At 71.8% G+C, this 25,047-nt stretch carries 23 protein-coding genes and 1 tRNA gene; 14 read left to right on the top strand and 10 right to left on the bottom strand.

All coding sequences use genetic code 11. The features are described 5' to 3' along the window. Positions 1-27 precede the first annotated feature (27 nt). The 5 genes from ACFYW7_RS01550 (at position 28) to ACFYW7_RS01570 (ending at position 3,289) form a co-directional block, all read left to right on the top strand. Positions 28-525 (top strand): DUF5949 family protein, encoded by a 498-nt coding sequence (locus ACFYW7_RS01550; protein ID WP_389496979.1) that lies wholly within the window; start codon positions 28-30, stop codon positions 523-525. Beyond that, a complete protein-coding gene (locus ACFYW7_RS01555; protein WP_389496980.1) occupies positions 525-1,151 on the top strand; it encodes a vitamin K epoxide reductase family protein in 627 nt (208 codons plus the stop codon). The genes ACFYW7_RS01550 and ACFYW7_RS01555 overlap by 1 nt, the downstream gene beginning before the upstream one ends. A gap of 118 nt (positions 1,152-1,269) precedes the next feature. Beyond that, entirely contained in the window at positions 1,270-1,779 is a 510-nt protein-coding gene (locus ACFYW7_RS01560) for a hypothetical protein (protein ID WP_389496981.1), read from the top strand. A gap of 237 nt (positions 1,780-2,016) precedes the next feature. Next, the gene (locus ACFYW7_RS01565) at positions 2,017-2,439 is read left to right on the top strand and encodes a tyrosinase family oxidase copper chaperone (protein WP_389498508.1); all 423 of its coding nucleotides are present in this window, start codon (positions 2,017-2,019) and stop codon (positions 2,437-2,439) included. Continuing rightward, positions 2,423-3,289: a tyrosinase family protein gene (locus tag ACFYW7_RS01570; RefSeq protein WP_389496982.1), complete on the top strand. Its 867-nt coding sequence runs from the start codon at positions 2,423-2,425 to the stop codon at positions 3,287-3,289. Before ACFYW7_RS01565 ends, ACFYW7_RS01570 begins: the two co-directional genes overlap by 17 nt. 73 nt (positions 3,290-3,362) lie before the next feature. On the opposite strand, the gene ACFYW7_RS01575 is transcribed toward ACFYW7_RS01570, so the two are convergent. After that, the gene (locus tag ACFYW7_RS01575) at positions 3,363-3,707 is read right to left on the bottom strand and encodes a chaplin (RefSeq protein WP_389496983.1); all 345 of its coding nucleotides are present in this window, start codon (positions 3,705-3,707) and stop codon (positions 3,363-3,365) included. Between the two features lie 205 nt (positions 3,708-3,912). Then, the gene (locus ACFYW7_RS01580; RefSeq protein WP_389496984.1) at positions 3,913-4,872 is read right to left on the bottom strand and encodes a D-2-hydroxyacid dehydrogenase family protein; all 960 of its coding nucleotides are present in this window, start codon (positions 4,870-4,872) and stop codon (positions 3,913-3,915) included. A gap of 129 nt (positions 4,873-5,001) precedes the next feature. Between ACFYW7_RS01580 and ACFYW7_RS01585 the strand changes: the two genes are divergently transcribed. Then, a complete protein-coding gene (locus ACFYW7_RS01585; protein ID WP_389496985.1) occupies positions 5,002-5,589 on the top strand; it encodes a hypothetical protein in 588 nt (195 codons plus the stop codon). A 29-nt stretch (positions 5,590-5,618) separates the two neighbouring features. Next, positions 5,619-6,383 (top strand): YcnI family protein, encoded by a 765-nt coding sequence (locus tag ACFYW7_RS01590; protein ID WP_389496986.1) that lies wholly within the window; start codon positions 5,619-5,621, stop codon positions 6,381-6,383. Positions 6,384-6,560: 177 nt separating this feature from the next. Here the strand turns inward: ACFYW7_RS01590 and ACFYW7_RS01595 are convergent, their stop codons facing one another. The 4 genes from ACFYW7_RS01595 to ACFYW7_RS01610 all read right to left on the bottom strand — a co-directional run bounded on the left by ACFYW7_RS01595 (position 6,561) and on the right by ACFYW7_RS01610 (position 12,544). Then, a complete protein-coding gene (locus ACFYW7_RS01595; RefSeq protein WP_389496987.1) occupies positions 6,561-7,970 on the bottom strand; it encodes a TQXA domain-containing protein in 1,410 nt (469 codons plus the stop codon). Between the two features lie 258 nt (positions 7,971-8,228). Continuing rightward, on the bottom strand, positions 8,229-8,696 hold the full coding sequence (locus ACFYW7_RS01600; protein ID WP_389496988.1) for a single-stranded DNA-binding protein: 468 nt from the start codon (positions 8,694-8,696) through the stop codon (positions 8,229-8,231). 132 nt (positions 8,697-8,828) lie between these two features. Next, positions 8,829-10,931 (bottom strand): GTPase, encoded by a 2,103-nt coding sequence (locus ACFYW7_RS01605; protein WP_389496989.1) that lies wholly within the window; start codon positions 10,929-10,931, stop codon positions 8,829-8,831. A 5-nt stretch (positions 10,932-10,936) separates the two neighbouring features. After that, the gene (locus tag ACFYW7_RS01610) at positions 10,937-12,544 is read right to left on the bottom strand and encodes a dynamin family protein (protein ID WP_389496990.1); all 1,608 of its coding nucleotides are present in this window, start codon (positions 12,542-12,544) and stop codon (positions 10,937-10,939) included. Between the two features lie 310 nt (positions 12,545-12,854). On the opposite strand from ACFYW7_RS01610, the gene ACFYW7_RS01615 reads away from it, so the two are divergent. Continuing rightward, positions 12,855-12,930: transfer RNA gene (locus tag ACFYW7_RS01615), tRNA-Arg, on the top strand. 560 nt (positions 12,931-13,490) lie between these two features. On the opposite strand, the gene ACFYW7_RS01620 is transcribed toward ACFYW7_RS01615, so the two are convergent. Then, the gene (locus ACFYW7_RS01620) at positions 13,491-14,258 is read right to left on the bottom strand and encodes a calcium-binding protein (protein WP_389496991.1); all 768 of its coding nucleotides are present in this window, start codon (positions 14,256-14,258) and stop codon (positions 13,491-13,493) included. A gap of 331 nt (positions 14,259-14,589) precedes the next feature. On the opposite strand from ACFYW7_RS01620, the gene ACFYW7_RS01625 reads away from it, so the two are divergent. After that, positions 14,590-15,684, top strand: a complete 1,095-nt coding sequence (locus ACFYW7_RS01625; RefSeq protein ID WP_389496992.1) for a hypothetical protein — start codon at positions 14,590-14,592, stop codon at positions 15,682-15,684. Positions 15,685-16,275: 591 nt separating this feature from the next. On the opposite strand, the gene ACFYW7_RS01630 is transcribed toward ACFYW7_RS01625, so the two are convergent. Then, on the bottom strand, positions 16,276-18,291 hold the full coding sequence (locus tag ACFYW7_RS01630; protein WP_389498510.1) for a hypothetical protein: 2,016 nt from the start codon (positions 18,289-18,291) through the stop codon (positions 16,276-16,278). 511 nt (positions 18,292-18,802) lie between these two features. Between ACFYW7_RS01630 and ACFYW7_RS01635 the strand changes: the two genes are divergently transcribed. From ACFYW7_RS01635 to ACFYW7_RS01650, 4 genes are all read left to right on the top strand, one after another. After that, the gene (locus tag ACFYW7_RS01635; protein ID WP_389496993.1) at positions 18,803-19,087 is read left to right on the top strand and encodes a DUF1876 domain-containing protein; all 285 of its coding nucleotides are present in this window, start codon (positions 18,803-18,805) and stop codon (positions 19,085-19,087) included. 270 nt (positions 19,088-19,357) lie between these two features. Then, on the top strand, positions 19,358-21,022 hold the full coding sequence (ettA, locus tag ACFYW7_RS01640) for an energy-dependent translational throttle protein EttA (protein WP_389496994.1): 1,665 nt from the start codon (positions 19,358-19,360) through the stop codon (positions 21,020-21,022). Between the two features lie 6 nt (positions 21,023-21,028). Further along, complete coding sequence (locus tag ACFYW7_RS01645) at positions 21,029-21,439, top strand: thioesterase family protein (protein WP_329299712.1); 411 nt, start codon at positions 21,029-21,031, stop codon at positions 21,437-21,439. Beyond that, positions 21,436-22,143 (top strand): hypothetical protein, encoded by a 708-nt coding sequence (locus tag ACFYW7_RS01650; RefSeq protein ID WP_389496995.1) that lies wholly within the window; start codon positions 21,436-21,438, stop codon positions 22,141-22,143. Before ACFYW7_RS01645 ends, ACFYW7_RS01650 begins: the two co-directional genes overlap by 4 nt. A gap of 88 nt (positions 22,144-22,231) precedes the next feature. On the opposite strand, the gene ACFYW7_RS01655 is transcribed toward ACFYW7_RS01650, so the two are convergent. After that, positions 22,232-22,636: a globin gene (locus ACFYW7_RS01655; protein ID WP_389496996.1), complete on the bottom strand. Its 405-nt coding sequence runs from the start codon at positions 22,634-22,636 to the stop codon at positions 22,232-22,234. Positions 22,637-22,740: 104 nt separating this feature from the next. Here ACFYW7_RS01655 and ACFYW7_RS01660 point away from each other — a divergent pair, with 104 nt between their 5' ends. Further along, positions 22,741-23,727 (top strand): methyltransferase domain-containing protein, encoded by a 987-nt coding sequence (locus ACFYW7_RS01660; RefSeq protein WP_389496997.1) that lies wholly within the window; start codon positions 22,741-22,743, stop codon positions 23,725-23,727. Between the two features lie 113 nt (positions 23,728-23,840). On the opposite strand, the gene ACFYW7_RS01665 is transcribed toward ACFYW7_RS01660, so the two are convergent. Continuing rightward, positions 23,841-25,040, bottom strand: a complete 1,200-nt coding sequence (locus ACFYW7_RS01665; RefSeq protein WP_389496998.1) for an FHA domain-containing protein — start codon at positions 25,038-25,040, stop codon at positions 23,841-23,843. Positions 25,041-25,047 lie beyond the last annotated feature (7 nt).

The raw sequence follows: 25,047 nt of genomic DNA on the forward strand, positions 1-25,047 counted from the left end.
GGACGGACGCGTCGATAGGGTTCCGCGGTGACCTCAACCTCAAGCGAAATGCGTCCTCTTCGGGTCGCCGCTCTCGGCACGCTCGCCGTCATGGCATTCAGCGGTGAAACCCCCGACGGCGACATGCCCTATCTCCTCGCCTACTCCCTCGGCGACGGCGAGGGCGGTCCGGAAGGATCGGCGGCGGCCGTCCGGCAGTTGCTGATCGACAACGGACTGCCCGTGGGTGACAGGCTCATCGACGCCTCCCAGCAGCCGGGCGTGCCGCTCACCCTGCTCGTCGAGGCCGGTCAGGCCGTCGTCTCGATGCCGCACCTCAACGCGCAGTGCGTCGCCCCGCCGGAGTGGCTCGCCGCCGTGGCCGAACGCGGCTACGCCTACTTCCTGTTCGCCACGCGCGCCTGGCCCGTGGCCGAGCCGGGCAAGCCCGTCGCGCCGGAGCACCTGACGGCTTTCGCGGGCGACGAGGGGACCCTGCTCAGCGCGGCGCACGTGCTGGTTCCCGCTCGCACCCTGCGTGGCTGATGGCGGCCACCGAAGGACGGGGAGCGAGCGGCGGCGGGGCGCACGGGCGCACCGCGGGCAGTGGCCGCGCCCTCGCCCTGCTGCTGGTGATCACGGGCGCGGCCGGTCTGCTCGCCGCGTGGGTCATCACGATCGACAAGTTCAAACTGCTGGAGGACCCGGGCTTCGTCCCGGGGTGCAGCCTGAACCCGGTGGTGTCCTGCGGCAACATCATGAAGAGCGACCAGGCCTCCGTCTTCGGGTTCCCGAACCCCATGCTGGGCCTGGTGGCGTACAGCGTCGTCGTCTGCGTCGGCGTGAGCCTGCTGACCGGTGCGGAGTTCCCGCGCTGGTACTGGCTGACCCTCGACCTCGGGATGCTCTTCGGCGTCGGATTCTGCACCTGGCTCCAGTTCCAGTCCCTGTACCGGATCAACTCGTTGTGCCTGTGGTGCTGCCTGGCGTGGGTCGCCACCATCGTCATGTTCTGGTACGTCACGTCCTTCGACGTGCGAAATGATTTCCTGCCCGCCCCGGAATGGGTGAAGGGATTCCTCTCGGAATTCACCTGGGTTGTTCCGGTGCTGCACATCGGCATCATCGGCATGCTCATCCTCACCCGCTGGTGGGACTTCTGGACGAGCTGAATATCCGTATCGGAAGACTATTGGGTCCGGCGGGGGAATGTTGAACTGATGCCGCTGCCGGAATCGTTACGCGGTACGCATGCCGAGCCCCCGAATCCTGAAAGGGACCGTACCTGAGATGAAGCCGACCACCCGAGGATCCCTCGCCGCCGCCCTGACCGGTGTGGCGGCGGCGGTGGGCGCCGCGGCCGCGACTCCCGCCGTCGCGGTCCCCATCCCCGTACCGCTGAACGGTGCCGAGCAGGCACTCGGTCTGAAGACGCCCAGGATCGCCGGTGAGCTGCCGGTTCCCTTGCCGGGCGGGATCGACGGACCCCGGTACGTCGAGGGCCGGATGATCCCCGATCGGACCGTTCCGCAGGTGCCGCTCAGCGGCGGACTGCCCGGGGCGGACGTCCACGCGCCCCTCCCGCGGGTCCTCGGTCACGGCTTCGAGCACGTCGGTCTCGACGCGCCGGCGGCCGCCCTGCGCACGCTCACCCCCGGACTGTCCCTGGACACCCCCCGGGGCGGGCCGACATCCGCGAAGCGCGGTCCCGCGGAGCCGAGACTGCCTCAGGCCGCTTTGCTCGCACCGCTGTTGAGGACCACGCCGGCCGCGAACCTGGAGCTGGGCCCGGGGGCCTAGGAAGCGTTCGAGGAGCAGGCCCGGGGGTCCGGAGCGGGCCTGCCGACCGAACCATCGGGGGCCGTCGTCGTTGAACCCGGTTGAAGCCCATCGAGTCCGCCTGGATCCGTCAAGGAGAGAAGAATGTTCGTCAGCTGGGTGTCGAGCAGAGTGCCGAGGCGAGGACCGAGGGCCCGGGGAAGCGTGGTGGGGGCACGGCGGGTGGCGGGTGGAGTGGCCGTGACCCGGCGCGGCGCGATGCGCGGTCTGTTCGTGTCGGCCGTCGCGGTGGCCCTGGCCCCGGTCGTCGCCGCATCGAGACCGCCCCGCCCGCTCGGGCCCGACGACCACTTCTTCGACGAGGTGTACCGCGGCCGGCACATCCTCGGTTCGCAGAACGGTTCCGACGGCAGGGCCGCGTTCGACGGTGCCGAGTGGCAGGTCACGGTGGACGGCCGTCCGCTGCACCTGATGCGCCGCGCGGACGGCAGCTATCTCAGCATGATCGACCACTACGAGTCGTATCCGACGCCGTTGGCGGCTGCACGTGCCGCCGTCGACGCGCTGGGCCCCGCAGAGCGCCTGCGCGGCATGGACCACATGCCGGGCGGGGCGCAGGAGAGCGGTGTGGAGAAGAACGGCGCGGAGGGGAACGGCCACCACCATGGTGTACACGCGTAAGAACGTCAGCGCCCTCACGAGCGTGGAGCGTCGCCGCTTCGTCAAGGCGATGCTGGAGATCAAACGCCGGGGGGAGTACGACGAATTCGTCCGGATGCACATCGACTACTACGTCGCGGACGGCGACGGCGGACTGCGCGCGGCCCATATGGCCCCCTCCTTCCTGCCCTGGCACCGGAGGTTCCTGCTGGATCTGGAGCGGGCCCTGCGCCGGGTCGACTCCGCGGTGAGCGTGCCGTACTGGGACTGGACGAAGGACCGTACGACGACCTCCGCGCCGTGGACCGCGGACCTGCTCGGCGGCACCGGGCGGCGCTCGGACCGGCAGGTCATGACCGGCCCCTTCGCCTACGCGCAGGGCCACTGGACGATCAAGGAAGCGGTGACCGACGGCAATTTCCTCACGCGTGAGTTGGGCCGACCGCAGAAGCCGCTCGGACTCCCCACCCGGAGCGACCTGAACACCGCCCTGGAGGACCCCGTCTACGACACGGCCCCCTGGAACTCGACGTCGGCGCGAGGCTTCCGCAACCGGCTGGAGGGGTGGGGCCGCGGGACCGGCAACGCCTCCTGGGGCAACCACAACCGCGTCCACCGCTGGGTCGGCGGCCACATGCTGGGCGGTGCCTCCGTCAACGACCCCGTCTTCTGGCTGCACCACGCCTTCGTCGACCTCCAGTGGACCCGCTGGCAGCAGCGGCACAGGGGTGCGCGCTATCTGCCCGAGCGGCCGCCGGGTCCCGGCGACTCCCAGCGCCGTCGCATCGTCGCCCGGAAGGAGAAGATGCCCCCGTGGGGCGTGACGCCGGAGGCGATGGAGGACCACAGCGCCATCTACCGCTACGGGTAGCGGACATGGCGCAGCGGACACGGCGAGGCCCCCGGCAGCGACTTCCTGCCGGGGGCCTTTCACGTGAGGGGGCTCAGTTGCCGTAGCCGCCGCGGTCCTTGCGCTCCTTGCGCTCCTTGCCGTAACCGCTGTGCTCCTTGCGGTCCTTGCTGTGGCCGGCGTGCTCCTTGTGGAGTCCACCACCGTTCACGCAGGTGTTGCCGAACGCGGGGTTCAGCAGGCCGACGATGTTGATCGTGTTGCCGCAGAGGTTGACCGGCACGTTGATCGGGGCCTGGATGGTGTTGCCCGAAACGACACCGGGCGAGCCGATGGCCTCGCCCTGGGCGCCGGCGTCAGCCATGGCCAGACCGGCCCCGCTGAGCACCACGGCACCCGTGCCCACGGCGACTGCGGCGGCCTTCGCGATGCGAGACATCACTTCTCCTTTGATTCGATGAGTGCGATGGCTCGGACGCGATCGCACGTCCCCTTCAACGCGCTCACCCACACCTGGTCACGGGCGTTCACCGGGAGATCACCGTTCCAGGTCAGTGAACGGGAAGCGCGGCCGTGCAGCGGCACTCCCCGAACGCGCCGGGGCGCACCGGGCGTTCGTTCCCGGCGGGGGCGGGCCGGGTGCGTCAGCCGAGGCGGCGCAGGGGGGCTCCGGCCAGGAACGCCTGGATGTTCTCGACCGCCGAGCCGTAGTACGCCTCGTAGTTGGAGCGCGACACATAGCCGAGGTGCGGGGTGGCCAGCAGCCGGGGGGCCGAGCGCATCGGATGGCCGGCGGGCAGCGGCTCCGTGTCGAACACGTCCAGGCCCGCCCCGGCGATCCGCCCCGCGCGCAGCGCGTCAAGCAGCGCGTCCTGGTCGACGATCGCCGAACGCGACGTGTTGACGAGGAAGGCGGTCGGCTTGAGGAGGGCGAGTTCTTCGGCGCCGACGAGTCCCCGGGTGCGATCGCCGAGCGCCAGGTGGACGGAGACGAAGTCGCCGGTCGCCAGCAGCTCCTCCTTGGAGGGCGCGAGCTCCACCCCCACCTCCTCGGTCCGCTCCGCGGTGAGGTTCTGGCTCCACGCGCTGACCCGCATGCCGAAGGCGAGACCCACCCGGGCCACCTGTCCGCCGATCCGGCCCAGCCCGAGCAGACCGAGCCGGCGACCGTGAAGATCGGCGCCGACGGTGCTCTGCCAAGGTCCGCCCGACCGCAACGCGTTGTGCTCCGCGACGATCCCCCGCGCGAGGCCGAGCAGCAGCGCCCAGGTCAGCTCCACCGGAGGCGTCGAGGAACTCGGGGTGCCGCACACGGTCACCCCGTGCGCTTCGGCGGCCGCGTAGTCGATCACGGTGTTGCGCATCCCGCTGGCGATCAGCAGCCGCAGCCGGGGCAGCCGGGCCAGCAGAGACGCCGGGAAGGACACGCGTTCGCGCAGGGTGACGACGATGTCGAACTCCGCCAGCGCGGCGGCCAGCGCGTCCTCGTCGGCGAAGTGCCGGTCGAACGTGGTGACTTCCACGGAGTCCGCGACGGCGGACCAGTCGGCCATCCCGGTCGCGACGCCCTGATAGTCGTCCAGCACCGCACAGCGAAGTCGCATGTCAGATTCCTTCCGGACTCATCCGGACCCTATCGGGGCGGCGGCCGGAGGGACCGGGCGGCCCGTGCCGGGCGCCTCCGGGGGGAAGCCGCGACGGTCCCTGACTCCCCATGGCAGTATCTGGGCTTCATGAGTGCGTCCCTGGCAGTACGGAGCTTGCGCGCGGCGGTGTTCGCCGTGCTGTGCGTGCTGCTGGCCGCCGGGGGGCACCTTCTCGCCACCGGGCAGGCACCGCCGCGCTGGGCGGACGGCGCGGGACTGCTCGCCGTCTTCGCCGTCGGCTGTCCGCTGGGCGGCCGGGAGCGGTCCCTGCTCGGGATAGGCGGTGGCATGCTGGCCGCGCAGGCCGTACTCCACGTGGGGTTCGAGGCCGCCCGGCCGCGCATGGTGATGAACATGTCGGGGGCGCACATGACGCACCCGCACACCCACGCCCTGACTCCCCACGCCACGGCCGCGCACGTCGCCGCCGCCCTGCTGGCGACCTGGTGGCTGCGGCGCGGCGAGGCCGCCCTGTGGTCCCTGCTGGGCCGGGCCGCCGCGTTCGTGCCGGGGCTCGCCGCGTGGTGGAGGGTACGGACGGGGCGGACCCCGGCCCGGCCGCACGAGGAGGCCGCGGGCAGGACACCGGCGGAACCGCGGCCGCTTCGGCAGGCCTTTCTGCGTCACGCCGTCTCCCGTCGGGGACCACCGGCAGGGCTCGCGTACTCGCCCTGACCACGTTCCCATCAGTACGGAGTTCCCAGATGTCCCCGATGAGCACCTCCCTGCGCCGGGCCGGCACACTCGCCGTCCTCACCACCGCGGGCGTCCTGACCGCCGCGGGCGCGGCCTTCGCGCATGTGACCGTCCACCCCGGGAGTTACGCGAAGGGCGCCACGGACGGTGTCCTGAGCTTCCGTGTCCCCAATGAGGAGGACACCGCCAGCACCACCAAGGTGCAGATCTTTCTGCCGACCGACCACCCGGTCGTGGGTGTCCTGGTGACCCCTCAGGCGGGCTGGACCGCGAAGGTCACGACCATCAAGCTCAAGAAGCCCGTCAAGACGGACGACGGCACGATCACCGACGCCGTCTCCGAGATCACCTGGACCGGGGGCCGGATCCGCCACGGCGAGTTCCAGGACTTCGACGTCGCCTTCGGCCAGCTCCCGGACGACACCGACCAGTTGAGCTTCAAGACACTCCAGACCTACTCGGACGGCAGCGTCGCCCGCTGGATCGAGGAGCCGCAGAAGGGCGGCGAGGAGCCGGAGAACCCCGCTCCGATCCTGGCCCTCACCGCCCAGGGCGCGGACGAGAAGCCCGTGGCCGGAGCCGCCGGATCCGAAGAGTCCTCGTCGTCCGCGTCGGCCTCGGCCTCGTCCTCCGAGGCCGAGCAGGCGACGGCGAGTGGCGGGAGCGGTGACTCCACCGCGCGCGCTCTGGGTATCGCGGGCCTGATCGTCGGCGTCCTCGGTCTGCTCGCGGCCGGATTCGCTGTCGTACGCGGCCGGAGCGCCCGCTCCTAGCACCGCCGGACTGCGGTCGTCGTCCTGCCGGTGTCGACTCTTCCGGCGGGGCGACGGCCCCGCCGGAAGGGTTCCGGCGCATCAGGCGCCAGGTTCCCGGCAGGAGCGCGACAAGAATCCGCAGGGGCCGGGGGTGCCGGGGGCAAGCAGCCGCCGACAGGCCGAGGACGGTGTCGCTCAGACCTGGGGCGGAGACTGCCTCCTGCTGACGAGGACCACGGCCGCCCCGCCGATCAGTACGAGGGCGATGGCCACGCCCGCGATGACCGGGGTCACGCCCGATCCGCCGGTCTCGGCGAGGTCGGTGCCCCCGCCGGAGACACCACCGACCGACGCCGGGCTCGGCTCCTTGAGCGTCTGGGCCGAGATGTCGTTCGCGGAGCCCTGGGTCTCGCAGTCCAGCACGCCCTTGAAGCGCTTCTCGACACCGCCCGGGCCGGCGATCGTGAAGTCGTATGCCTGGTCCTCCAGCAGCGGGATGCTGATCCGCTGGGACACGCCCGCCTCGATGGCGTGCTCGACCCCCATCAGCTCGAACGTGAACGCCTCGTCGCCCTTGTTGGCCGCGGTGATGTCCACACCGCCCTTGGCGCAGTTCTTCTGGGCGGACAGGGCCGGTATGGCGCCCTTCGCCGCCCAGTCCGCGGTCGCCGTGGCCGAGACGGTGGACTCGCTGGAGCCCGCGAGGATCTGCGTCTGGCTGCGGGAGTCCGAGGTGAGGGCGCGGCCGACCGGCACGGTCGTCGAGGCCTGCACGGTGAGTGAGGCCTCGCCGTCGGCGCTGTCCGCCGGCACGTCGAAGAAGAACCGGCCGCCGTCCACCGCGGACGTGATCGGCTTGCCGTCCTTGTCGACGATCCGCACGCCACTCGCCGCGGCGTCCGCCGGGGGCGTCACCGTCACGCTGCCCCCGGTCGTGTGCACCGTGACCGGACCGAGCCGCTCGCCGGCGTGGCCGGAGACCGCGGCCGGGGCGAGCGTCAGCGAGGCCTCGGGCTCCGGCAGTCTCTGGGCGCTCCGTTGCAGATAGCCCGCGAGCTTCTCCGCCTGCGGGTCCACCGCGTCCACGTCGGCACCGTCCGAGTACCGCCAGATGGCCACCTGGGTACCGGCCGCCGCGTCCTGTTCGGTGAGACCGGGGACACCAGCCTTCCGCGCCAGCGCGGCCAGATCGTTCACCTGCGGATACGAGTTCCGCAGGATCCAGTGGATCCGGCCCGCGTCCTTGTTGCGGTTCAGCGAGGTCCCGCTCCAGGGGGTCTCCTGGTACTTGGCGTCCCGCTGGGTCGGGTTGTGGAGGTCGACGCTGTAGGTCTGCAGGGTGCCGCCGTCATCGACGGACATCTCGAACAGGCCGGCCGAGATCCAGGCGTCCTCGCCGTTGTCATGGACGACCGCGGAGCCGTATGTTTTCAGCTCGCCTATCGTGGCGGTCGCTCCACCGGGGCTCTGCGGGGTCTCCTCGGCGGCGGCCGTACCGGCGAAGGCGATCGTCCCCGCGGTGATGAACCCCCACACCGACGCCGCGGCGGCGAGACGGGCTGCCCTCCGCCCGTGCGTGGACGACACCGAGAACGCAGAAGACACAGAATTCCCCTTCAGTCGGGACCCTTTGGCATGAGGGACGGTCCCGCCGGCAGAATCAGAAGCCCCAAGAGCTGTGTTGGGCATCCTAAGGAAGCGGCGCATCGCTCTCCCCCGGTCATGTCGTCCGATAACCGATCCGACTCGGAATCGTTATCGCGAACAGCCGTGTGAGCTGCGCCTATCGACAAATACACGAGATCCGGTAGAGCGTATTTGTCGATAAGCCGCAGTCCGGTCAGTTCGTGCCCTTCACTGACATCACGTCACTCCGGCGGGTTCGCGGAACTGTTGGGGCGTGTCGTCCGGCAGGACGTTTGGCGCCGACTCCCAACGGGGCTCGGGGAGGGGTGCCGGAGCCGGCTCGCCCTCCTTGGCCGGACGCCGGAAGGCCGACGTACCGCGGGAGAGGTCGTGACCGATCGCCACCGCGTCGATGTCCGCCGACGTCCAGCTCTGCCCGTCGCGGGTCTCGGTGCGCACCTTCAGCCTGCCCTGCACGATGACGGGATCACCCACCGACACCGAGGCCCCCACGTTCGTGGCGAGCGCCCGATTGGCCCACACCGTGAAGAAGTTGGTGTGCCCGTCCGTCCAACCGTTCTTCTCGCGGTCCCAGTACCGCGAGGTCACCGCCAGCCTGAACCGCGCCGACGCGCCGTTCGCCGACTCCCGGTACACGGGCCGTGTCGCCACATTGCCCACCGCGCACACCATCGTCTCGTTCATCGTGGATCCCTCCCGTGCGGATACGTCTGCCGCGGCGGTCGCACGCGCTGCGATCGCCGCGGACTCAGACTGCCTCCGCCGGGCCGGGCCCGCCGAGCGCTGTGTGCGACCGGCCGGTTGTGGAGAACCGCGTCACCCGACCGGGGCCCCGACCGTCGTCGTCACCCCCGTGACCCGCCCGTACTGCTCCCGCACCTCGCGGTACCGCAGCAGCTCCGCGGCCACGGGATCCAGCACCCGGGCTCTTCCGCATCCGGCCGCGGCCTCGCGCAAGCGGCGCTCCGCCTCGAGGCCGTACCTCCGGGCGGGTCCGCGCGCCGCCATCCTGCTGCTCCACTCGACCGCCGGACCGCCGACGATGCCCGCGATCATCAACAGCACCGGGACCCCGAGGTTCGGGGACATGACCCCGACGATCTGGCCCACCAGCCAGAGTCCGCCGACGATCTGAAGGATCGTCATCGAGGCCTGCGCGAACACGGCGACGGGCCACCAGCCGGGTCGCGGCGGCCGTCCCGCGGGTGTCGTCGCGCGCGCCGCCATGTCGTCCAGTGCCTCGGGCAGCCCCTGAGCGCCGCGTACGGCCGCCTCGCGCACCGCCTGGGCCCAGGGGGCGGGAAGGCCGTAGGAGGCGCGGTCCGCGACCGTCCGTACCGCCTGCTCGACGCGCTGGCGGGCGGTCGCCTCCTCGTCCGCGGGGGTGCTCACGGGCAGACGCCCGGTCGAGGGCTCGCGCCGGTCCAGATACCAGCGCCACAGCCGCAGCCAGGGCGTGCCGCAGGCGCGGTTGGCGTTGCGGCGCCAGGCGCGCTCGGCGGCCTCGCCGGTCGCGACGGCACCCACCGCGTCCGCGAGCCGGTCCGCGAACTCATCACGTGCCTCCTCGCTGAGCCCGACCCTCCGGCCGGTCGCGTAGACGGGCCGGAGCCGTGCGGCGGCGGCGTCGAGATCGGCCGTGATCCGCCGCGCGGCGGCACCGCGCTCGGCGACGAACTGGCCGAGACACTCGCGCAGTTCGGGGACTCCGGCCCCGGTGAGCGCGGACAGCGAGAGGACGGTCGCGCCCGGTTCGCCGTACTCGCCGAGCGCGATGCCGTCCTCGTCGAGCAGCCGGCGCAGATCGTCGAGCACCTGGTCGGCGGCCTCCCCGGGGAGCCGGTCCACCTGGTTGAGGACCACGAAGGTGACCTCCGCGTGCCCGGCCAGCGGCCGCAGGTAGCGCTCGTGCAGGACGGCGTCCGCGTACTTCTCGGGATCCACCACCCAGATGACCGCGTCGACGAGCGCCAGCACGCGGTCCACCTGTTCGCGGTGCTGGACGGCCGCGGAGTCGTGGTCGGGCAGGTCGACCAGGACCAGGCCGCGCAGTTGCGCCTCCGCCTCCGGGCTCTGCAGCGGGCGTCTGCGCAGCCGCCCGGGGATGCCGATCCGGTCGATGAGGGTGGCCGCGCCGTCGCTCCAACTGCACGCGATGGGCGCCGAGGTGGTCGGCCTGCGGACACCGGTCTCCGAAATGGCCACGCCCGCGAGCGCGTTGAAGAGCTGCGACTTCCCACTGCCGGTGGCTCCGGCGATGGCGACGACGGTGTGCTCCCCGGAGAGCCTGCGGCGGGCCGCCGCCTCGTCCAGGACCCGGCCCGCCTCGGCGAGCGTCCTGCTGTCGAGCCGGGTGCGGGAGAGGCCCACGAGTTCGCGGAGCGCGTCCAGGCGCGAGCGCAGCGGCCCGTCGTACGCGAGGGGGGCGGGCAGCGCCGGTGCGACGGTCCCGGTCGTCGCGGTCGGCGCCTGGTACCGGCCGGGGGCGCCCTCGGTCACGCGTCGTGCGATGAGGCCGTCGTCCCATACGGGACCCTCCTCCGCGCGTGAGGGGTCGTCTCCCTCCGCACGCGCGCGGGACGGCGGTTCGCAGGTGTCCTTTGACGCGTCCTGGGCGGACGGGGCGTCGCCGCGCGCGCTCCCGCCGCTCCCGTCGGCCTCGGCCCGCTCGGCCTTCTCCGGGAACGGCGATCCCGCCCCGGAGCCCGCCGCGTCCGGGAGGCACTCTCCGGAGGTGCCGTCGGCGTGCTCCTGATCCGCGGAGCCCGCGGCGGAGGCGGCGCCTTCGGGGACGCCGCCCTCGGGGTGCCCGGCCCCCCGCCGCTCGTCTCCAGGACCGTCGCCTCCGGGACCGGTCCCTTCTGGACGGTCGTCTCCGGGACGGTCGGCGTGATCCGTGTGGTCAGTGACGGCAGTCACCACGGTCACCTCTCCTTCTGCAGTACGGACAGCGCGGCGATGAGTTCGGCCTGGGGTTCCGGATGGACGTCGAGCGCGTCGAGGGGCGCGAGACGGCGCTCCCGCTCGGTGTGCAGGGCCGTGTCGATGAAGTCCGTCAGCAGCAGGCCGCCCTTGTCGCGCAGGCGCAGCGCGCCGTGCGCCCCGATCCGCTCGGCGAGCCCCTCGCCCGCGTTGCGCGCCCTGCGGCCGCCGAGGAGCGCGGTGGCGACCAGCGCGGCCACCACCGCCGGATCCGGCGCGACACTCTTGTCGAGGCCGCGCACCTCGTCCTCGGCGTACTCCTCCAGGACGCGCCGCCAGCGTCGTACGGCCAGGCCGATCCGGTGCTCGGCGCTCTCCAGGGTCGGGTCGCGGTCCGTCAGCCCCGGCGCGCCCGAGGCCGGTTCGCGGCGCCAGGCGTCGTCCACGCGCTCGTCGGCGGCCGTGACGGAGCACAGCAGCAGGGCGCACAGGCTCTCCACGAGCGCGTCCAGCAGTTCGTCCGGGGCGCAGTCGAGGGGATAGGCGCGCCAGCGCTTGAGAGCGTCCCCGGAGAGCACGGCCCCGGCTTGCAGACGCCTCTTCACGCGCGTGTGTTCGCTGTCGTACGCGCTCTCGACGGCCGCGGTGAGCCGCGTCGCTGCGGCGTACTGCGCGGCGGTGGCACTGGCCAGCTCCGGCATGCGCGACTCCAGGGAGTCGAGGACCCCGTGAGCGGTCCGGGCCATCGCGCTGTGGCGGGCTCCCGGGTCCTGGGCGTGGTGCGTGAGCCACGTACGCAGCGGGGCGACGGCGGTCGCGGGCAGCAGGCCGCCGCCCCAGGCGGACTCGGGCAGTTCGGGCACGGTGAAACGGGGCACGTCGCCGAGTCCGGCTTTGGTGAGCAGCGCCCCGTACTGCCGGGAGACCTCGGAGAGCACCTGGTGCGGTACCCGGTCCAGGACCGTCACCAGGGTCGCCTTGTGCTCCTTGGCGGTGCGCAGCAGATGCCACGGCACGGCGTCCGCGTACCGGGCCGCCGTGGTGACCATCACCCAGACGTCGGCCGCGCAGATCAGTTCCGCCGCCAGTACGCGGTTGTCGGCCACCAGGGAGTCGACGTCGGGAGCGTCGAGGAGGGCGAGGCCACGGGGGAGGGTGGCGGCGGTCTCGACGCGGAGCACCCGCTCCCCGCCGTCGGTGCGGACGGGGAGATCGTCGCCGGACTCCCGATGGGGCACCCACACCCGGGTGAGCTGGGGCAACACGCGCATGCCGCTGAACCAGTGGTGGTCCTCCGGATGGCACACCAGGACCGGCGTGCGGGTCGTCGGACGCAGCACGCCGGCCTCGCTGACCCGCCGTCCCACAAGGGAGTTGACGAGGGTCGACTTGCCCGCGCCGGTGGACCCTCCGATGACGGCGAGAAGCGGTGCTTCGGGTTCCCTCAACCGGGGCACCAAGTAGTCGTCGAGCTGTGCGAGCAGTTCATCGCGGTTGGCACGCGCGCGTGGAGCCCCCGCCAGGGGCAACGGAAAGCGTGCGGCGGCGACACGGTCGCGCAGGGCGGAAAGTGCGTCGAGCAGCTGGGGCCGTACGTCCAAGGTCACCACATGTGAAGAATGCCCAACTTTCGAGTCTTTCTGAAGCATATGGGTATGCCTGCGCGCCGACAGGACACACGGGGCGGAAGGGATGACTGGGGCGGGGGCATAACGAGTGCACAACACCCGGTGCGCGAGACGCCAAAAGCGGTGCACGATTCGTACCCGCCTGCGATTATCAGGACCGCTTCACTGAACCTCCACATCGAGCCACGGAGGCGCAGAACGAGGGACAGGGACACAGGAGCCCTATCCTTGTCCCCGGCAAGGTCAGGGACGAGCCCACACCCGGGCACCAGGACACCGGCCGACACACCCGGCCCCCGTAGCTCAGTGGATAGAGCAGGCGCCTTCTAAGCGCTTGGCCGCAGGTTCGAGTCCTGCCGGGGGCGCCAGTCTCCGCCCTCCCTTTGGGGAGGGCTTTTTGCTGGCCGGAGCAGGGTTTCACGCGACACGCCGAGGCGCCGAACGCCTTCCCGGCGATCAAGGGGAAGGGGCCGGGACGGCCGGTCGGCGCCGGGTTTTCGCCGGGGGTCCCGTCGAATGCGTGCCAAGGCTTTCGGCGTCGGGCGTGTCCTGGGCGTCGGGTGGTCCGGGGAGACACCCGGCGGCTTCGAAGCGCGTTTTCAGGTCAGGCGTCCGTCTGCCGACGCATCGTGCGCGGGTGGCCGACAGCGCTCGAACCGGTCCTCGACGTCCGGGCCGGGAAGCGTCACCTCCTTCACCCGCACGGCCAGGCTTCCCTCCGGGCGGGACCGCCAGGGACCGTCAGGGGGCGTTCGCCCACGGTCGGTGGGCCGCATGCCTGTCGGCGGTCCCCCAGGTCGATGGCCTGGGGGAACGCGGACGGCGTCCGCACCGCCGAGTGGGGCGGGCGCCGGCCGCGGCGTACGGTCGGCCGAGGGGTGTCCCTCGGAAGGTCGGACCACCCCGGCCGACCGGGCCGCGAAGAGCCCTACTTCAACGCGGCCTTGTCGCCGGAGGCCGTCGCCGAGGCGGTCGTGCTCGTTCCCGCGAACTGCCAGCGCCAGGTGCCGGACGCGTTCGCCGTGGTCGTCGTCCTCAGCTTGCCCGCGCTGTCGGTGGTCACCGTCTTGACCGTGCTGTACGCCGAGGCACCGGACTTCTTGAACTGGAGAGCGACCTTCTGGGCGGCGAAGCCCGTGTAGGCGTTGGTGTTCCAGTCGGCTCGCGTCAGAGCCCCGGTCACGGTCAGCTTTCCACCCTTGGCGACCGGTTCGGGCGTCGCCTGGGTCGTCGCCAGCCTGGCGTAGCGCTTGATCTTCATGGTGGCGCTGCTGTCGAGCGTGTAGAAGTCGCCGTCGTAGGCGGCGGCCTCCACGTCGAGGTGCCAGGTGCCGGCCGAGCTGTTGCGGAGATCGGGGTAGTCGGTGCTGTCGGGGTCCAGGTCGTACGACCAGGTGCACTTCATGGTCGTCGACGTGGGGCGCGTACACGTCGACGACTTCGCGTACTGGATGCGGTTGTCGGAGCTCACCAGCTTGAGGCCGGCCATGAGCTTGATGCCCGAGTTGTCCTTGGCGGTGGCGGTGACGGTCAGCTTCTGGACGGCGCTGACGCCGACGTTCACGGTGGTCCTGCTGAAGACCACCGAGGTGAAGGCGGCGTCGCCCTTGTGGGCGTCCGCCTGCGCCGCGGGCGCGAGAAGGGCGAGCAGCGCCAGGCTGCCGGAGGTGGCGGCCGCGGCCGTACGGATGCGCATGGTTCTCCAGGAACGGCAGGAACGAGAGGAGCGACGGTAACGGTGGACCGGATCTCCGCTTCGCGGAGTCCCGGGTGTGCACAAGACCCCTCACCTGGGGAAATGGTTGTACGCGGGCTCCGGATCGGGCCGAGTCGGCCGCGGTCGCGACGATCGTCCGGCCGGTCGGTGCCCGTCGGCCGCGCTCCCGGGTCGGTGCTCGGCCGGGTGACGGAGCGGGAGCCCTGGAGATCCACCGATGGCGATCATGAGCTCAACTCGCGCCGTGTGATGATGCGTTGGACACCGGCCCAGGGGAGGGTCCGGGTGCGTGAGAAGGGCGGGGCCCGTCGTGGGCAAGGCTGGGGAGTCCATACCGGACGAAGAGTGGGAGCGCTTTCTTCGCGAAGCCGAGGCGGGGACCGCGGGCGCGCCCGCGGAGCCGTCGGCGCGGGCCCGCATGGTGGCGCGGCGCCTGGCGGAGGGCGACCGGCCGGAACCGTGGCGCAGTCATCAACCGGCCCGGCGGCGAAGAGGGAAGGGCTGGTACGCGATCGGTCTGATGGCCGCGGTCGGCTTGCTGGTCGTCGCGCTGGACCCGGGGCGGGTGGCCGGATGGCTCGCGGGCGAGGGTGGCGAGAGCACGCCGCTCGCCACGGAATCGGAACGCCCGGATCAACCCCCGACCACGCAGGCGCCGGCCCGGCGAGGGACCTTGGACGAGCCGTTCAAGGGGTCGCCCGCCGCGCGCTGGAGCGACGGCACGGACGGGATCGGCCTGCCCGAGGCGAAGGCGACCGGCTGGATGAGCGAACGGCAGGTCGCGCGGACGCTGGAGAAGACCCGGGACTTCCTCGACGCGTCCAGCCTGGATCCTGGTGTGCTGCGCGGGGAGCGGCCGAAGAAGGCGATCGCGTCGATCAATCCTCATCAGCGGGATGTCCATGACTTCCTGACGACCGCGTTCCGTTCGCCGAGCCGTGAGAACGATCCGCTGCTGCTGTTCAGCCGGTTCGACAAGGCGGAGGTCCGGCTGGTCGGGGATGTGGTCAAGGTGCGCGGGCGGATCACCTTCCGCGAAGGCGAGCGCGGCGCGGTCGAGGTGGTCACCGATGTCACGTACGTCTATCCGGTCGTCCGCGCCGCGGCCGGAAGCGACGAGGTCGTGCGGACGATCGTGCGCCGCGAGGTCGTGATGAGCTGGGACGATCCGGCGAAGATCGTCACCGAGCCGGGGACGTTCTCCCTCGTCTCCTACAGGGTGGACGCCACCAACGCCGGCTGCGACACCTTCACCGGCTACCTCACCCCCGAGTTCGGTGCGGAGCGGGCGACGGCGAGCCCCGGGAACGGTGACCGGGTCGACCCCTACGACCGGAGCAAGTCGGTGGAGACGCGCATGCGGGAGGGCGGCGACGAGGGCTGCGGGAGGGCCACGCGGTCATGAGCCGCGGTTCCGGGGAACCGGACCGTGTGATCGGGAGCCTCGGGCGTCGCGGGTCGGTGAGTGTCCGCCCCGCGACGCCACGCACCGGCGGGCAGCGCGGCAGTCCTCGCCCGGGCCCTCCCGGGACGTGGAGTACCGCGGGCCAAAGGCGCAGGTGCCGTCCCGAGGGTCCGTCGCGCACCGGACGTTTCTCCAGGGGGACGTCCCGCTCGTGACCCGTGCGCGGGTCCGGAAGCCGCCCGGGGCCGAACGCCAGGGTGAGGATCCGCGTGACGAGGTCCGTCTCCTCGGCCGCGGTGTCCGGGCCGGGCCGGACACCCGGGTCCTCGGCCCCGGCCACCCGTACCGACCAGGAGACCTGTGACAGGTGCCCGTGGAAGGCGCCGGCGACAGCGTGCACGGGTGCCCGTCGAGGGTGGTGCCGTCGAGGGTCGTCCACGTCCAGCCGTTGCCCAGGTCGGCGTCGCGACCGTTCGGTCCGTCCTCCCGTACGCGGAAGCGCCGGACCCCGTTCCCGTGGTCGGGGAGGGATCCGGCGCTTCCTGTGCGGGTGTCGGCTGCTCCGGGGAGGCCGGGGTGAGGGGGCCGGGGTCAGCCCAGGACGCCCTCGCTGTCCAGCGCGGACTCGGTGTCCCGCTGGCCCGGGATCTCCGCGGTGGCCCGTACCGCCATGGCCGACCGGTGCCTGTCGGCCACCGCGCACAGCGCGCGGGCGGCGTCGTTGAAGCGGACGGCCGAGGGCGGGTCGGAGGGGCCGAGCAGGTGCAGCTTCAGCTCGGCGCGAGCCGCGACGTAGGCGTCCTTCTCGGGGTGACGCACGGACTCCAGCAGGGCCGGGACGCCGGAGGCGTTCGCGGCCAGGACGGCACCCGCCCGGACGGTCGGGAACGCCTCGCGGAACGCCTGCTCCGGAAGGCCGCTGGTGTTGGCGACCGCGTAGGGCTTCTCGCTCGCCAGGTAGTCCGAGATGACACTGGAGACGTCGCTGATCAGCAGGTCGGTCACGTTGAAGCAGGCGTAGACGGTCGGTCGCGCCCCGATGACGATCTGGTGCTCCCACACGGGGAACGAGGCCCAGTACGCGGCCTCCCAGGCGGCGGTCGCGGACGCCACGGCGTCGGCCCGGTCGGGCTCGGAGACCGTCCGGAGCAGCATCCGCTCCACGTCGTCGGCGCTCGCCCGGAACGTGGACGTGGTCAGCTGGTCCAGCTCGGCGGTCCGCCGGGCCAGTTCCGCGGCCGCGGAGGCCGCGGGCCTGTCGGCGGAGTGCTTCGAGGCGCGGAGGACGTTCGCGGCGCGGATCATCTCCTGGATCCGGGTGTCCGCGGCGCCCGCCCGGGGGTCGACCGAGCCGGTCAGCGGGTGCGGCTTGTACAGGAGCCGGACCGAAGGATCGGCCAGCAGGGCGCGGACGATGTTCTCGCCGGCCTGGACGATCGAGGTGTTGCCCGGGTTGCCGTCCCAGCCTTCCCAGGTGGGGGCGTAGAGCACCGTGGTGAACGCGCCGGTGGGAGCGCCGGCGTACGGCGCGATCGTGTCGAGCTGCGGGCGTCCGATCTCCACGACGTCCCGGTCGTCGATGCCCACGTTCGCCGCGGCGTACCGCTCGCGCGCCGCGGGACCGGCCACCCAGACCTCGTCGTACGCCTTGGCGTACGGGTTGCAGCTGGACAGCTTGTCGCTCTCGCCGTGGTTGACGAACGCGTGCTTGATGGTGGGGATCCGCAGAACCTGCGAGGTCTTGCCCGAGTTCGACGGGTGGATCAGCATCTTCAGCGTGGAGTGCTCCAGCCGCATCAGGTCGGAGACCTTCGGCAGGCACACGATCGGGATGTCGGTGGACGCGATGTGCTTCACCATGAAGCGCTCGCGCAGCACGATCAGCGGACGGCCGTCCAGCCGTGCCAGCGGCTCCAGCCACATGTTCGCCTGGTAGGCCGAGCTCGTGCCGCCGGAGAAGTACATGCCCACGGTCGGCTGGTACTCGGCGAGCCAGGCCTCGAACCACTCCAGGGCCTTCTCGTTCGACACCGGCTTGCGCGAGGGCAGCAGCCGCAGCGTCAGCATGCCGACGGCCACCACTCCGAGGACGACGGACAGGGCCATTCCCGCGGCGGCCCACCGGGCCGAGCCCGTCACCGCGGTGATCAGCAGACCGGCCGTCGAGGGTCCTCCGAACGCGAGGAGCCGCTGCCCGGCACGCTGCATGACCAGCGCCGGCAGGGCGGGGCTCAGCCGGAGCGACGAGGCGTCGATGTTCCGGGTCAGGACGGGCAGGGTGCGGGTACGGCGTACGGCGATCGCGAGCGCCTGGCACGCGAAGTGCAGGGCGTAGAAGAACAGCAGACCGCAGACGAGGGCCAGGTACCTGGTCTCGTCGTCCTGCTCCTCGATGCGGATCAGGCCTGCTATCAGCAGGAAGTCCCGGATGACCTGGCGCACGAACACCGTCGCGTGCAGCTTCCCGAGGGTCGAGGCCAGGCTCCGCTGCCAGCGGTGCAGGGCGACGTCCGTCGCCAGCCCCACGGCCGCGGCGGCCACGAGCAGGGAGACGTTGGGGAGGAAGGCGCCCACTGCCTGAACGGCGAACGACACCGCGAGCACCATGGGCAGGAGGAGGCGTGCCGCTGCGGTGCGCAACCGAGCGGGCAAGGGCGATGCTGACACTTCGCGGGCTCCAGACAACTCAACATCCTCGTGCTCGGGCTCGCTGACCGGCGCGATCGGATCGCCGCGGGCCGGAAGCCGTGCGTACGGATGTTCTCACTACTAGAAGGTGGTCGGACTTTACCTTCTGGGCAGGCGGAATCTATCTGACAGGGGGTCGGACGTCACTTCCGCCGACCCGCCCCCGGCCTCGGGAACGGACGGGAGAGCGGCGGGACGAGCGGCTTGCGGCGGGCGTGATCCCGGCCGAGGTGCCTGGTCAGCGGCGCCGCCCCGGATCCGGCGACGGCTCGCGGCACAGGCGCGGTCACTTCGTGTCGCGTGACCATCGGCACTCCCGCCCCGTGCCCGGGCGTGACCCCGCGCACGTTCACCTCGTGCCCGGCGGGCCGGAGGCGCACACTTCTCATAGGGGTTCAACCAGGGGGCGGCGGCTCCGGAGGTGATCGCGATGACACAGACGCAGACACGGACCACGGTCGGCTGGCACGTCGAGATGGAATTCCAGGAGGACGACCACCGCACGCGCGCGGCGGCTCTCCTGCGGCTCCCCGACGGGAACGAGGTGCGCGCCCACGGGTACGCCAGCCGCCATCCCTCCGACGCGAACCAGCCCAGGGTCGGCGAGGAGGTCGCGGGCGCGAGGGCTCTGAACGAACTCGCCATGCAACTGCTGACCAAGGCCCACGACGAGATCGACACGGCGTCCGGCAGGACCTCGCACGCCCTGAGGTGACCGGGTGACCACGTGACCAGGCGGCGTCGGAGGCCCGGTGGGGCCGGGGGCACGTCCCGCCCCACCGGGTGTGCCCGGCCCGCGTCCTTCGAGGTTCTGCCCGGCTCCGCCGTGGGTCTGCCGGGGGCCCTCCGAGGCCCGGTCCGTGCCGGGCCGGAGAAGCTCCAGGTCACGGGTGCCCGATGAGACTGGTTTCCCCCGAGGGGTAGCCGTCAGGCAAGATGGGGTGTATCTGCCCACTGCCGATTTCAAGCGTCCGGACGGTTTCTCTTGGCTGAGTTCATTTACACCATGCGCAAGACGCGCAAGGCGCACGGCGACAAGGTGATTCTCGACGACGTCACCCTGAGCTTCATCCCGGGTGCGAAGATCGGTGTGGTCGGTCCCAACGGTGCCGGTAAGTCCACCGTTCTCAAGATCATGGCGGGCCTCGAGCAGCCCTCCAACGGTGACGCGTTCCTGTCGCCCGGCTTCAGCGTCGGCATCCTCATGCAGGAGCCGCAGCTGGACGAGTCCAAGACGGTGCTGGAGAACGTCCAGGACGGTGCCGCCGAGCAGATGAGCAAGCTCGCCCGCTTCAACGAGGTCGCCGAGCTGATGGCGACCGACTACTCGGACGCGCTCATGGAGGAGATGGGGAAGCTCCAGGACGACCTGGACCACTCCAACGCCTGGGACCTCGACGCGCAGCTCGAGCAGGCCATGGACGCGCTGGGCTGCCCGCCCGGCGACTGGCCGGTCACCAACCTCTCCGGTGGCGAGAAGCGCCGCGTGGCGCTCTGCAAGCTGCTGATCGAGGCTCCGGACCTGCTCCTCCTCGACGAGCCCACCAACCACCTCGACGCCGAGTCGGTGAACTGGCTGGAGCAGCACCTCCAGAAGTACGCGGGCGCCGTCGTCGCCGTCACGCACGACCGGTACTTCCTGAACAACGTCGCCGAGTGGATCCTCGAACTGGACCGCGGCCGCGCGATCCCCTACGAGGGCAACTACTCCACGTACCTCGACAAGAAGTCCACCCGCCTCAAGGTCGAGGGCCGCAAGGACGAGAAGCGCCAGAAGCGGCTCAAGGAAGAGCTGGAGTGGGTCCGCTCCAACGCCAAGGGCCGTCAGACCAAGTCCAAGGCCCGCCTCGCCCGTTACGAGGAGATGGCGGCCGAGGCCGACAAGATGCGGAAGCTGGACTTCGAGGAGATCCAGATCCCGCCGGGCCCGCGACTGGGCTCCATCGTCGTGGAGGTCAAGAACCTCTCCAAGGCGTTCGGCGACAAGGTCCTCATCGACGACCTCAGCTTCACGCTGCCGCGCAACGGCATCGTCGGCATCATCGGCCCGAACGGCGCCGGCAAGACCACGCTGTTCAAGATGATCCAGGGCCTGGAGACGCCGGACTCCGGCGCGATCAAGGTCGGCGACACGGTCAAGATCAGTTACGTCGACCAGAGCCGCGCCAACATCGACCCCAAGAAGACGCTGTGGGCCGTCGTCTCCGACGAGCTCGACTACATCAACGTCGGCCAGGTCGAGATGCCGTCGCGGGCCTACGTGTCCGCCTTCGGCTTCAAGGGCCCGGACCAGCAGAAGCCCGCGGGTGTCCTCTCCGGTGGTGAGCGCAACCGGCTGAACCTGGCGCTGACCCTCAAGGAGGGCGGCAACCTGCTGCTCCTCGACGAGCCTACCAACGACCTCGACGTGGAGACCCTGTCCTCGCTCGAGAACGCGCTGCTGGAGTTCCCCGGCGCGGCCGTGGTCATCTCCCACGACCGCTGGTTCCTGGACCGGGTCGCGACGCACATCCTCGCGTACGAGGGCGAGTCGCGGTGGTACTGGTTCGAGGGCAACTTCGAGTCGTACGAGAAGAACAAGGTCGAGCGCCTCGGCGCGGACGCCACGCGCCCGCACCGTGCCACCTACAAGAAGCTGACCCGGGGCTGATCGGTCTTGCGCCACATCTACAGCTGCCCGCTGCGCTGGGCGGACATGGACGCGTACGGCCACGTCAACAACGTGGTGTTCCTCCGCTACCTGGAGGAAGCCCGTATCAACTTTCTGTTCCGCCCGGACAAGGACTTCAAGCAGGGGTCCGTGGTGGCGCGCCACGAGATCGACTACAAGAGGCAGCTGGTCCACCGGCACACGCCGGTGGACATCGAGATGTGGGTGACGCAGATCCGGGCGGCGTCCTTCACGATCACCTACGAGGTCAAGGACCCCGATCAGGTCTACGTCACGGCCTCGACGGTGATCGTGCCGTTCGACTTCGAGCAGCAGCGCCCGCGCCGGATCACCGCCGAGGAGCGCGACTTCCTGGAGTCGTACCGCGACGACGCGGACGAGGCCGTCGCGGCATGACCGTCCTGCACCTCGCCGACGCGGGGGAGGCGGCCGATCTGGCCGCCTTCCTCTCCCGGCTTGTCCACTACGACCGCGCGGCCGCCGTGCGCCTCCAGGCGCACGGCACCACGCTCGCGGTGTTCGGCCGGCCGCCGTCGTTCGAGGTCCTCGCCATCCGCACGGCGCGACTGGCCAAGCCGTACGAGAACGGCCTGGAGGTCACCCTCGACGTGACCGTCTCGGCCGGTGAACTCCTGGAATCCGTGACGGAGCCGGCGGCCACCGTCGGCGTCCCCGGCGCGGTGACCGGGCCGCCGTGGGCGGGCGTGCTGCCGCCCCGCGGCGGCTGGCGGCGGGAGCCGGGGCTGCCCGCCCCGGACGCCGTACGGGCCGCGGTCGCCGAGGCCGTCGCCGAATTCCGCTCCCGTACCGAGGAGTTGGCGCCCGAGGCGCGGACCCGTGGTGAACTCGACCGTGTCGGGCGGGAGATATGGTCCCGGCCGATCGGCGACACCGGCCTTCCCGTGCGGGCCGCGCACGCCGCGCAGTCGCTGGGATTCCTACGGCCCGTGGCCTCCGTACCCGGCGCCCCACAAGGTCCTTCCGGTGAGAGCCCGTTGACGCTCTACTCGTCAGGAGTGTGGCTGCGCCTGCGAACGCCGTTCGGATCGGTCGCCGTCCGCAGGGCGGGACTCGGTTCCCTGGACGTCAGCGTCCGCTGACCCACGGACCCGCTTCAGGGCCGGGACCGGCCGGATCGTGACCGGGAGGTGACGTGGCGCGACCGGAACGGGTGCGTCGGCGACGTGCTCAGCTCGCCGTGTTCACCATCGAAGCGGCCGCGTACGTCAGGTAGTTCCACAGCGTGTGCTCGTGCTCCTCGGAGAGCCCGAGCTCGTCGACGGCCACGCGCATGTGCCGGAGCCAGGCGTCGTGCGCGGCCTGGTCGACCTTGAAGGGCGCGTGCCGCATCCGCAGCCGGGGATGGCCGCGGTTCTCGCTGTACGTCGTCGGACCGCCCCAGTACTGGATCAGGAACAGGACGAGGCGCTCCTCGGCCGGGCCCAGGTCCTCCTCGGGATACATGGGCTTCAGCAGCGGGTCCCCGGCGACGCCCTCGTAGAAACGGTGCACGAGGCGCCGGAAGGTCTCCTCGCCGCCGACCTGCTCGTAGAAGGTCTGCTCCTGAAGCGTGCCGCGCCGAATCTCTTTCACGTCCCCATGGTCTCAGACGACGTGACCGAGGACTCAAGGCCTAGGACCGGTTCCGGACCGGGCCGCCGCTCGCACCCGGGCCCGTCCCGCAGCACAGTGGAGGTATGGGCGCGAACGCTCTCGACACCGGCACCGGACCCGAGGACCTCGCCGAGCTGGCGCGGGCGTCCCTGGTGCGCGAGATCGAGCGGAGCGGGGCCTTCGAGGGCGACCCGGTCTGGCGGGAGGTCTTCGAGGCCGTCCCGCGGCACCTCTTCGTGCCCTCGTACTACATCGGCGTCACCGGCGGCTTCCAGCGCGTGTGGGGAGAGGACCCGGACCCGCGGGCCAGGGAGCGCTGGCTGCGCGGCGCGTACGCGGACGCCCCGCTGGCGACCCGGGTGCGGGACGGAGAACTGGTCTCCTCCAGCAGCCAGCCGTCGCTGATGGCGAAGATGCTGACCGAGCTGGCGGTACGGGACGGGGACTCCGTCCTGGAGATCGGCGCCGGGACCGGCTACAACGCGGCCCTGCTCGCCCGCCGGCTGGGCGACGACCTGGTGACCACGATCGACCTCGACGCGGAGATCACCGAGACCGCGCGGGCCCATCTGGCCGTCGCCGGGTACCACCCGGAGGTCGTCACCGGGGACGGGGCGCGCGGTGTCCCCGAACGCGCCCCCTTCGACCGGATCATCGCCACCTGCACGCTGACCACGATCCCGCGCGCCTGGCTGCCCCAGTGCGGCCCCGGCGCACGCGTCCTGGCGCCGCTGGCCACCGGGCTCATCGCGCTGCGCGTCCGGGACGCCGGGCACGCGGAGGGACGCTTCCTGCACACGCCGGCCTTCTTCGTGCCGCTGCGCGGGGCCACCCGGTCCGAGCCGGAGCCGGCCCGGCTCGGCGGGCTGCCGCGCCACGCCCGCGGCCACGACCTGTTCCGGTTCCTGGTGGCCCTGACGGCGGGCAGCCTGGACCCGCACGACGCGTACGCGCTGTGGGAGCGCGAGGGGCGGCCACCGCGGGAGCGGTACGGGATCACGGTCGGCGCGGAACGTGCCTGGGCCTGGCTGGACGACCCGGACGGGCCGTACGCCTGGCCGCTGCCCTGAGACCGCCCACGACCCGGGGGCCCGTGCGGCCCGTCACCGGGCCCGTACCGCCCGCGACCGGGTTCCGGGCGGCCGGGCAGGGGCTCCCGGCCACGGGAGCCCCAGGGGCGCGCTCAGCCCCGGCGGATGGTGATCGTCGTCCAGGCGCCGACGTGCACCCGGTCCCCGTCCTGCAGCGGGATCGGCACGAACGGCTGGATGGGCTCCTCGCCGCCGTTGACCGTGGTCCCGTTCGTCGAGTTCTGGTCGACGACCGCCCAGGTGCCGTCGGGCTGCTGGACCAGGAGCGCGTGCTGGTGCGAGACGCCCGGGTCCTCCGGGGGCACCGACAGGTCGATGTCCGGGGTGTCGCCGGTGGAGTGCCGGCGGCGGCCGATGGTGATCTGGTTGCCGGTGAGCGGGCGCTGCTGCTCGGGTGAGTACGCGGGCAGGTTCAGGCCCGCGGCCTCGGGCCCGGAGCGCTGCATCATCGCCATGAAGTACTCGCGGTCCGGGGCGATGGTCATGCTCCAGCCCAGCGGCTGCTGCGGCTGTTGCTGCTGGTAGCCGGGGCCGGGCGGGGCCTGGGTGGCGCCGGGCTGCGGATAGCCGTAGCCACCGCCCTGCCCCGGGCCGTTCGGGCCGCCCTGGCCGCCGGGCGAACCGGAGGACGGCGGGGGGATCACCCAGTCGTCGTCGGCGCCGCCGAAGGCCGGGCCGCCGGACTGCCGGCCGCCCTGCTGCGGAGGTCCGCCCTGCGTGTACGGCGAGGCGGGCTGCTGGGTGTAGGCCTGCTGGGGGGCGCCGGGGCCGCCGTACGGCTGGGCCGGGGGACCCTGCGGGATCGGTTCGGCGGGCCGGTTCATCTGCGAGGGCCGCGAACTCTGGTACTCGAACGGGTCGTGACCGGGGCCGCCGGCACCCGGACCGCCCTGGTGTCCCGGACCCTGCTGCTGGAACCGCAGCGCGGGATTCTGGTTACCGGGACCGCCGTACGGCGCCTGCCCGCCGGGCGAGGGGTTCTGCGGACGCGGTGCCGCCGGGGTGTACGACGTCGCGGTGTTGGTCAGGAAGTTCCACCGGCACTCCTCGCAGAAGGGCGCGGCGCCCTCGCGGGGCGTGCGGCACTGCGGGCAGAGGTCCGGCTCGGAGCCGGGTCCGCCGGACAGGTGCGACCCGTTGCCGGGGCCGGGCTGCGGCGAACCGGGCGCCGGATAGCCGTAGCCGGGCGGCGGCGGGGGAGGGAGCGGGGGCACGGCACCGGCCATGCGGTGACCGCAGACCTCGCACCAGTCGTCGGAACCCGACTGGTGTCCGTTCGGGCAGGTCGGCATATCGGTG

It is taken from the genome of Streptomyces sp. NPDC002580 (assembly GCF_042889485.1).
GTDB lineage: Bacteria > Actinomycetota > Actinomycetes > Streptomycetales > Streptomycetaceae > Streptomyces.

Coding starts and splice junctions, on each gene's coding strand:
- ACFYW7_RS01660 (WP_389496997.1), top strand. CDS start 22,741: ATGGGCGCGAACGCTCTCGACACCGGCACCGGACCCGAGGACCTCGCC.
- ACFYW7_RS01590 (WP_389496986.1), top strand. CDS start 5,619: ATGTCCCCGATGAGCACCTCCCTGCGCCGGGCCGGCACACTCGCCGTC.
- ACFYW7_RS01630 (WP_389498510.1), bottom strand. CDS start 18,291: ATGGTGCTCGCGGTGTCGTTCGCCGTTCAGGCAGTGGGCGCCTTCCTC.
- ACFYW7_RS01580 (WP_389496984.1), bottom strand. CDS start 4,872: ATGCGACTTCGCTGTGCGGTGCTGGACGACTATCAGGGCGTCGCGACC.
- ACFYW7_RS01560 (WP_389496981.1), top strand. CDS start 1,270: ATGAAGCCGACCACCCGAGGATCCCTCGCCGCCGCCCTGACCGGTGTG.
- ACFYW7_RS01620 (WP_389496991.1), bottom strand. CDS start 14,258: ATGCGCATCCGTACGGCCGCGGCCGCCACCTCCGGCAGCCTGGCGCTG.
- ACFYW7_RS01635 (WP_389496993.1), top strand. CDS start 18,803: ATGACACAGACGCAGACACGGACCACGGTCGGCTGGCACGTCGAGATG.
- ACFYW7_RS01555 (WP_389496980.1), top strand. CDS start 525: ATGGCGGCCACCGAAGGACGGGGAGCGAGCGGCGGCGGGGCGCACGGG.
- ACFYW7_RS01575 (WP_389496983.1), bottom strand. CDS start 3,707: ATGTCTCGCATCGCGAAGGCCGCCGCAGTCGCCGTGGGCACGGGTGCC.
- ACFYW7_RS01565 (WP_389498508.1), top strand. CDS start 2,017: ATGCGCGGTCTGTTCGTGTCGGCCGTCGCGGTGGCCCTGGCCCCGGTC.
- ACFYW7_RS01570 (WP_389496982.1), top strand. CDS start 2,423: ATGGTGTACACGCGTAAGAACGTCAGCGCCCTCACGAGCGTGGAGCGT.
- ACFYW7_RS01585 (WP_389496985.1), top strand. CDS start 5,002: ATGAGTGCGTCCCTGGCAGTACGGAGCTTGCGCGCGGCGGTGTTCGCC.
- ACFYW7_RS01600 (WP_389496988.1), bottom strand. CDS start 8,696: ATGAACGAGACGATGGTGTGCGCGGTGGGCAATGTGGCGACACGGCCC.
- ACFYW7_RS01650 (WP_389496995.1), top strand. CDS start 21,436: ATGACCGTCCTGCACCTCGCCGACGCGGGGGAGGCGGCCGATCTGGCC.
- ACFYW7_RS01665 (WP_389496998.1), bottom strand. CDS start 25,040: ATGCCGACCTGCCCGAACGGACACCAGTCGGGTTCCGACGACTGGTGC.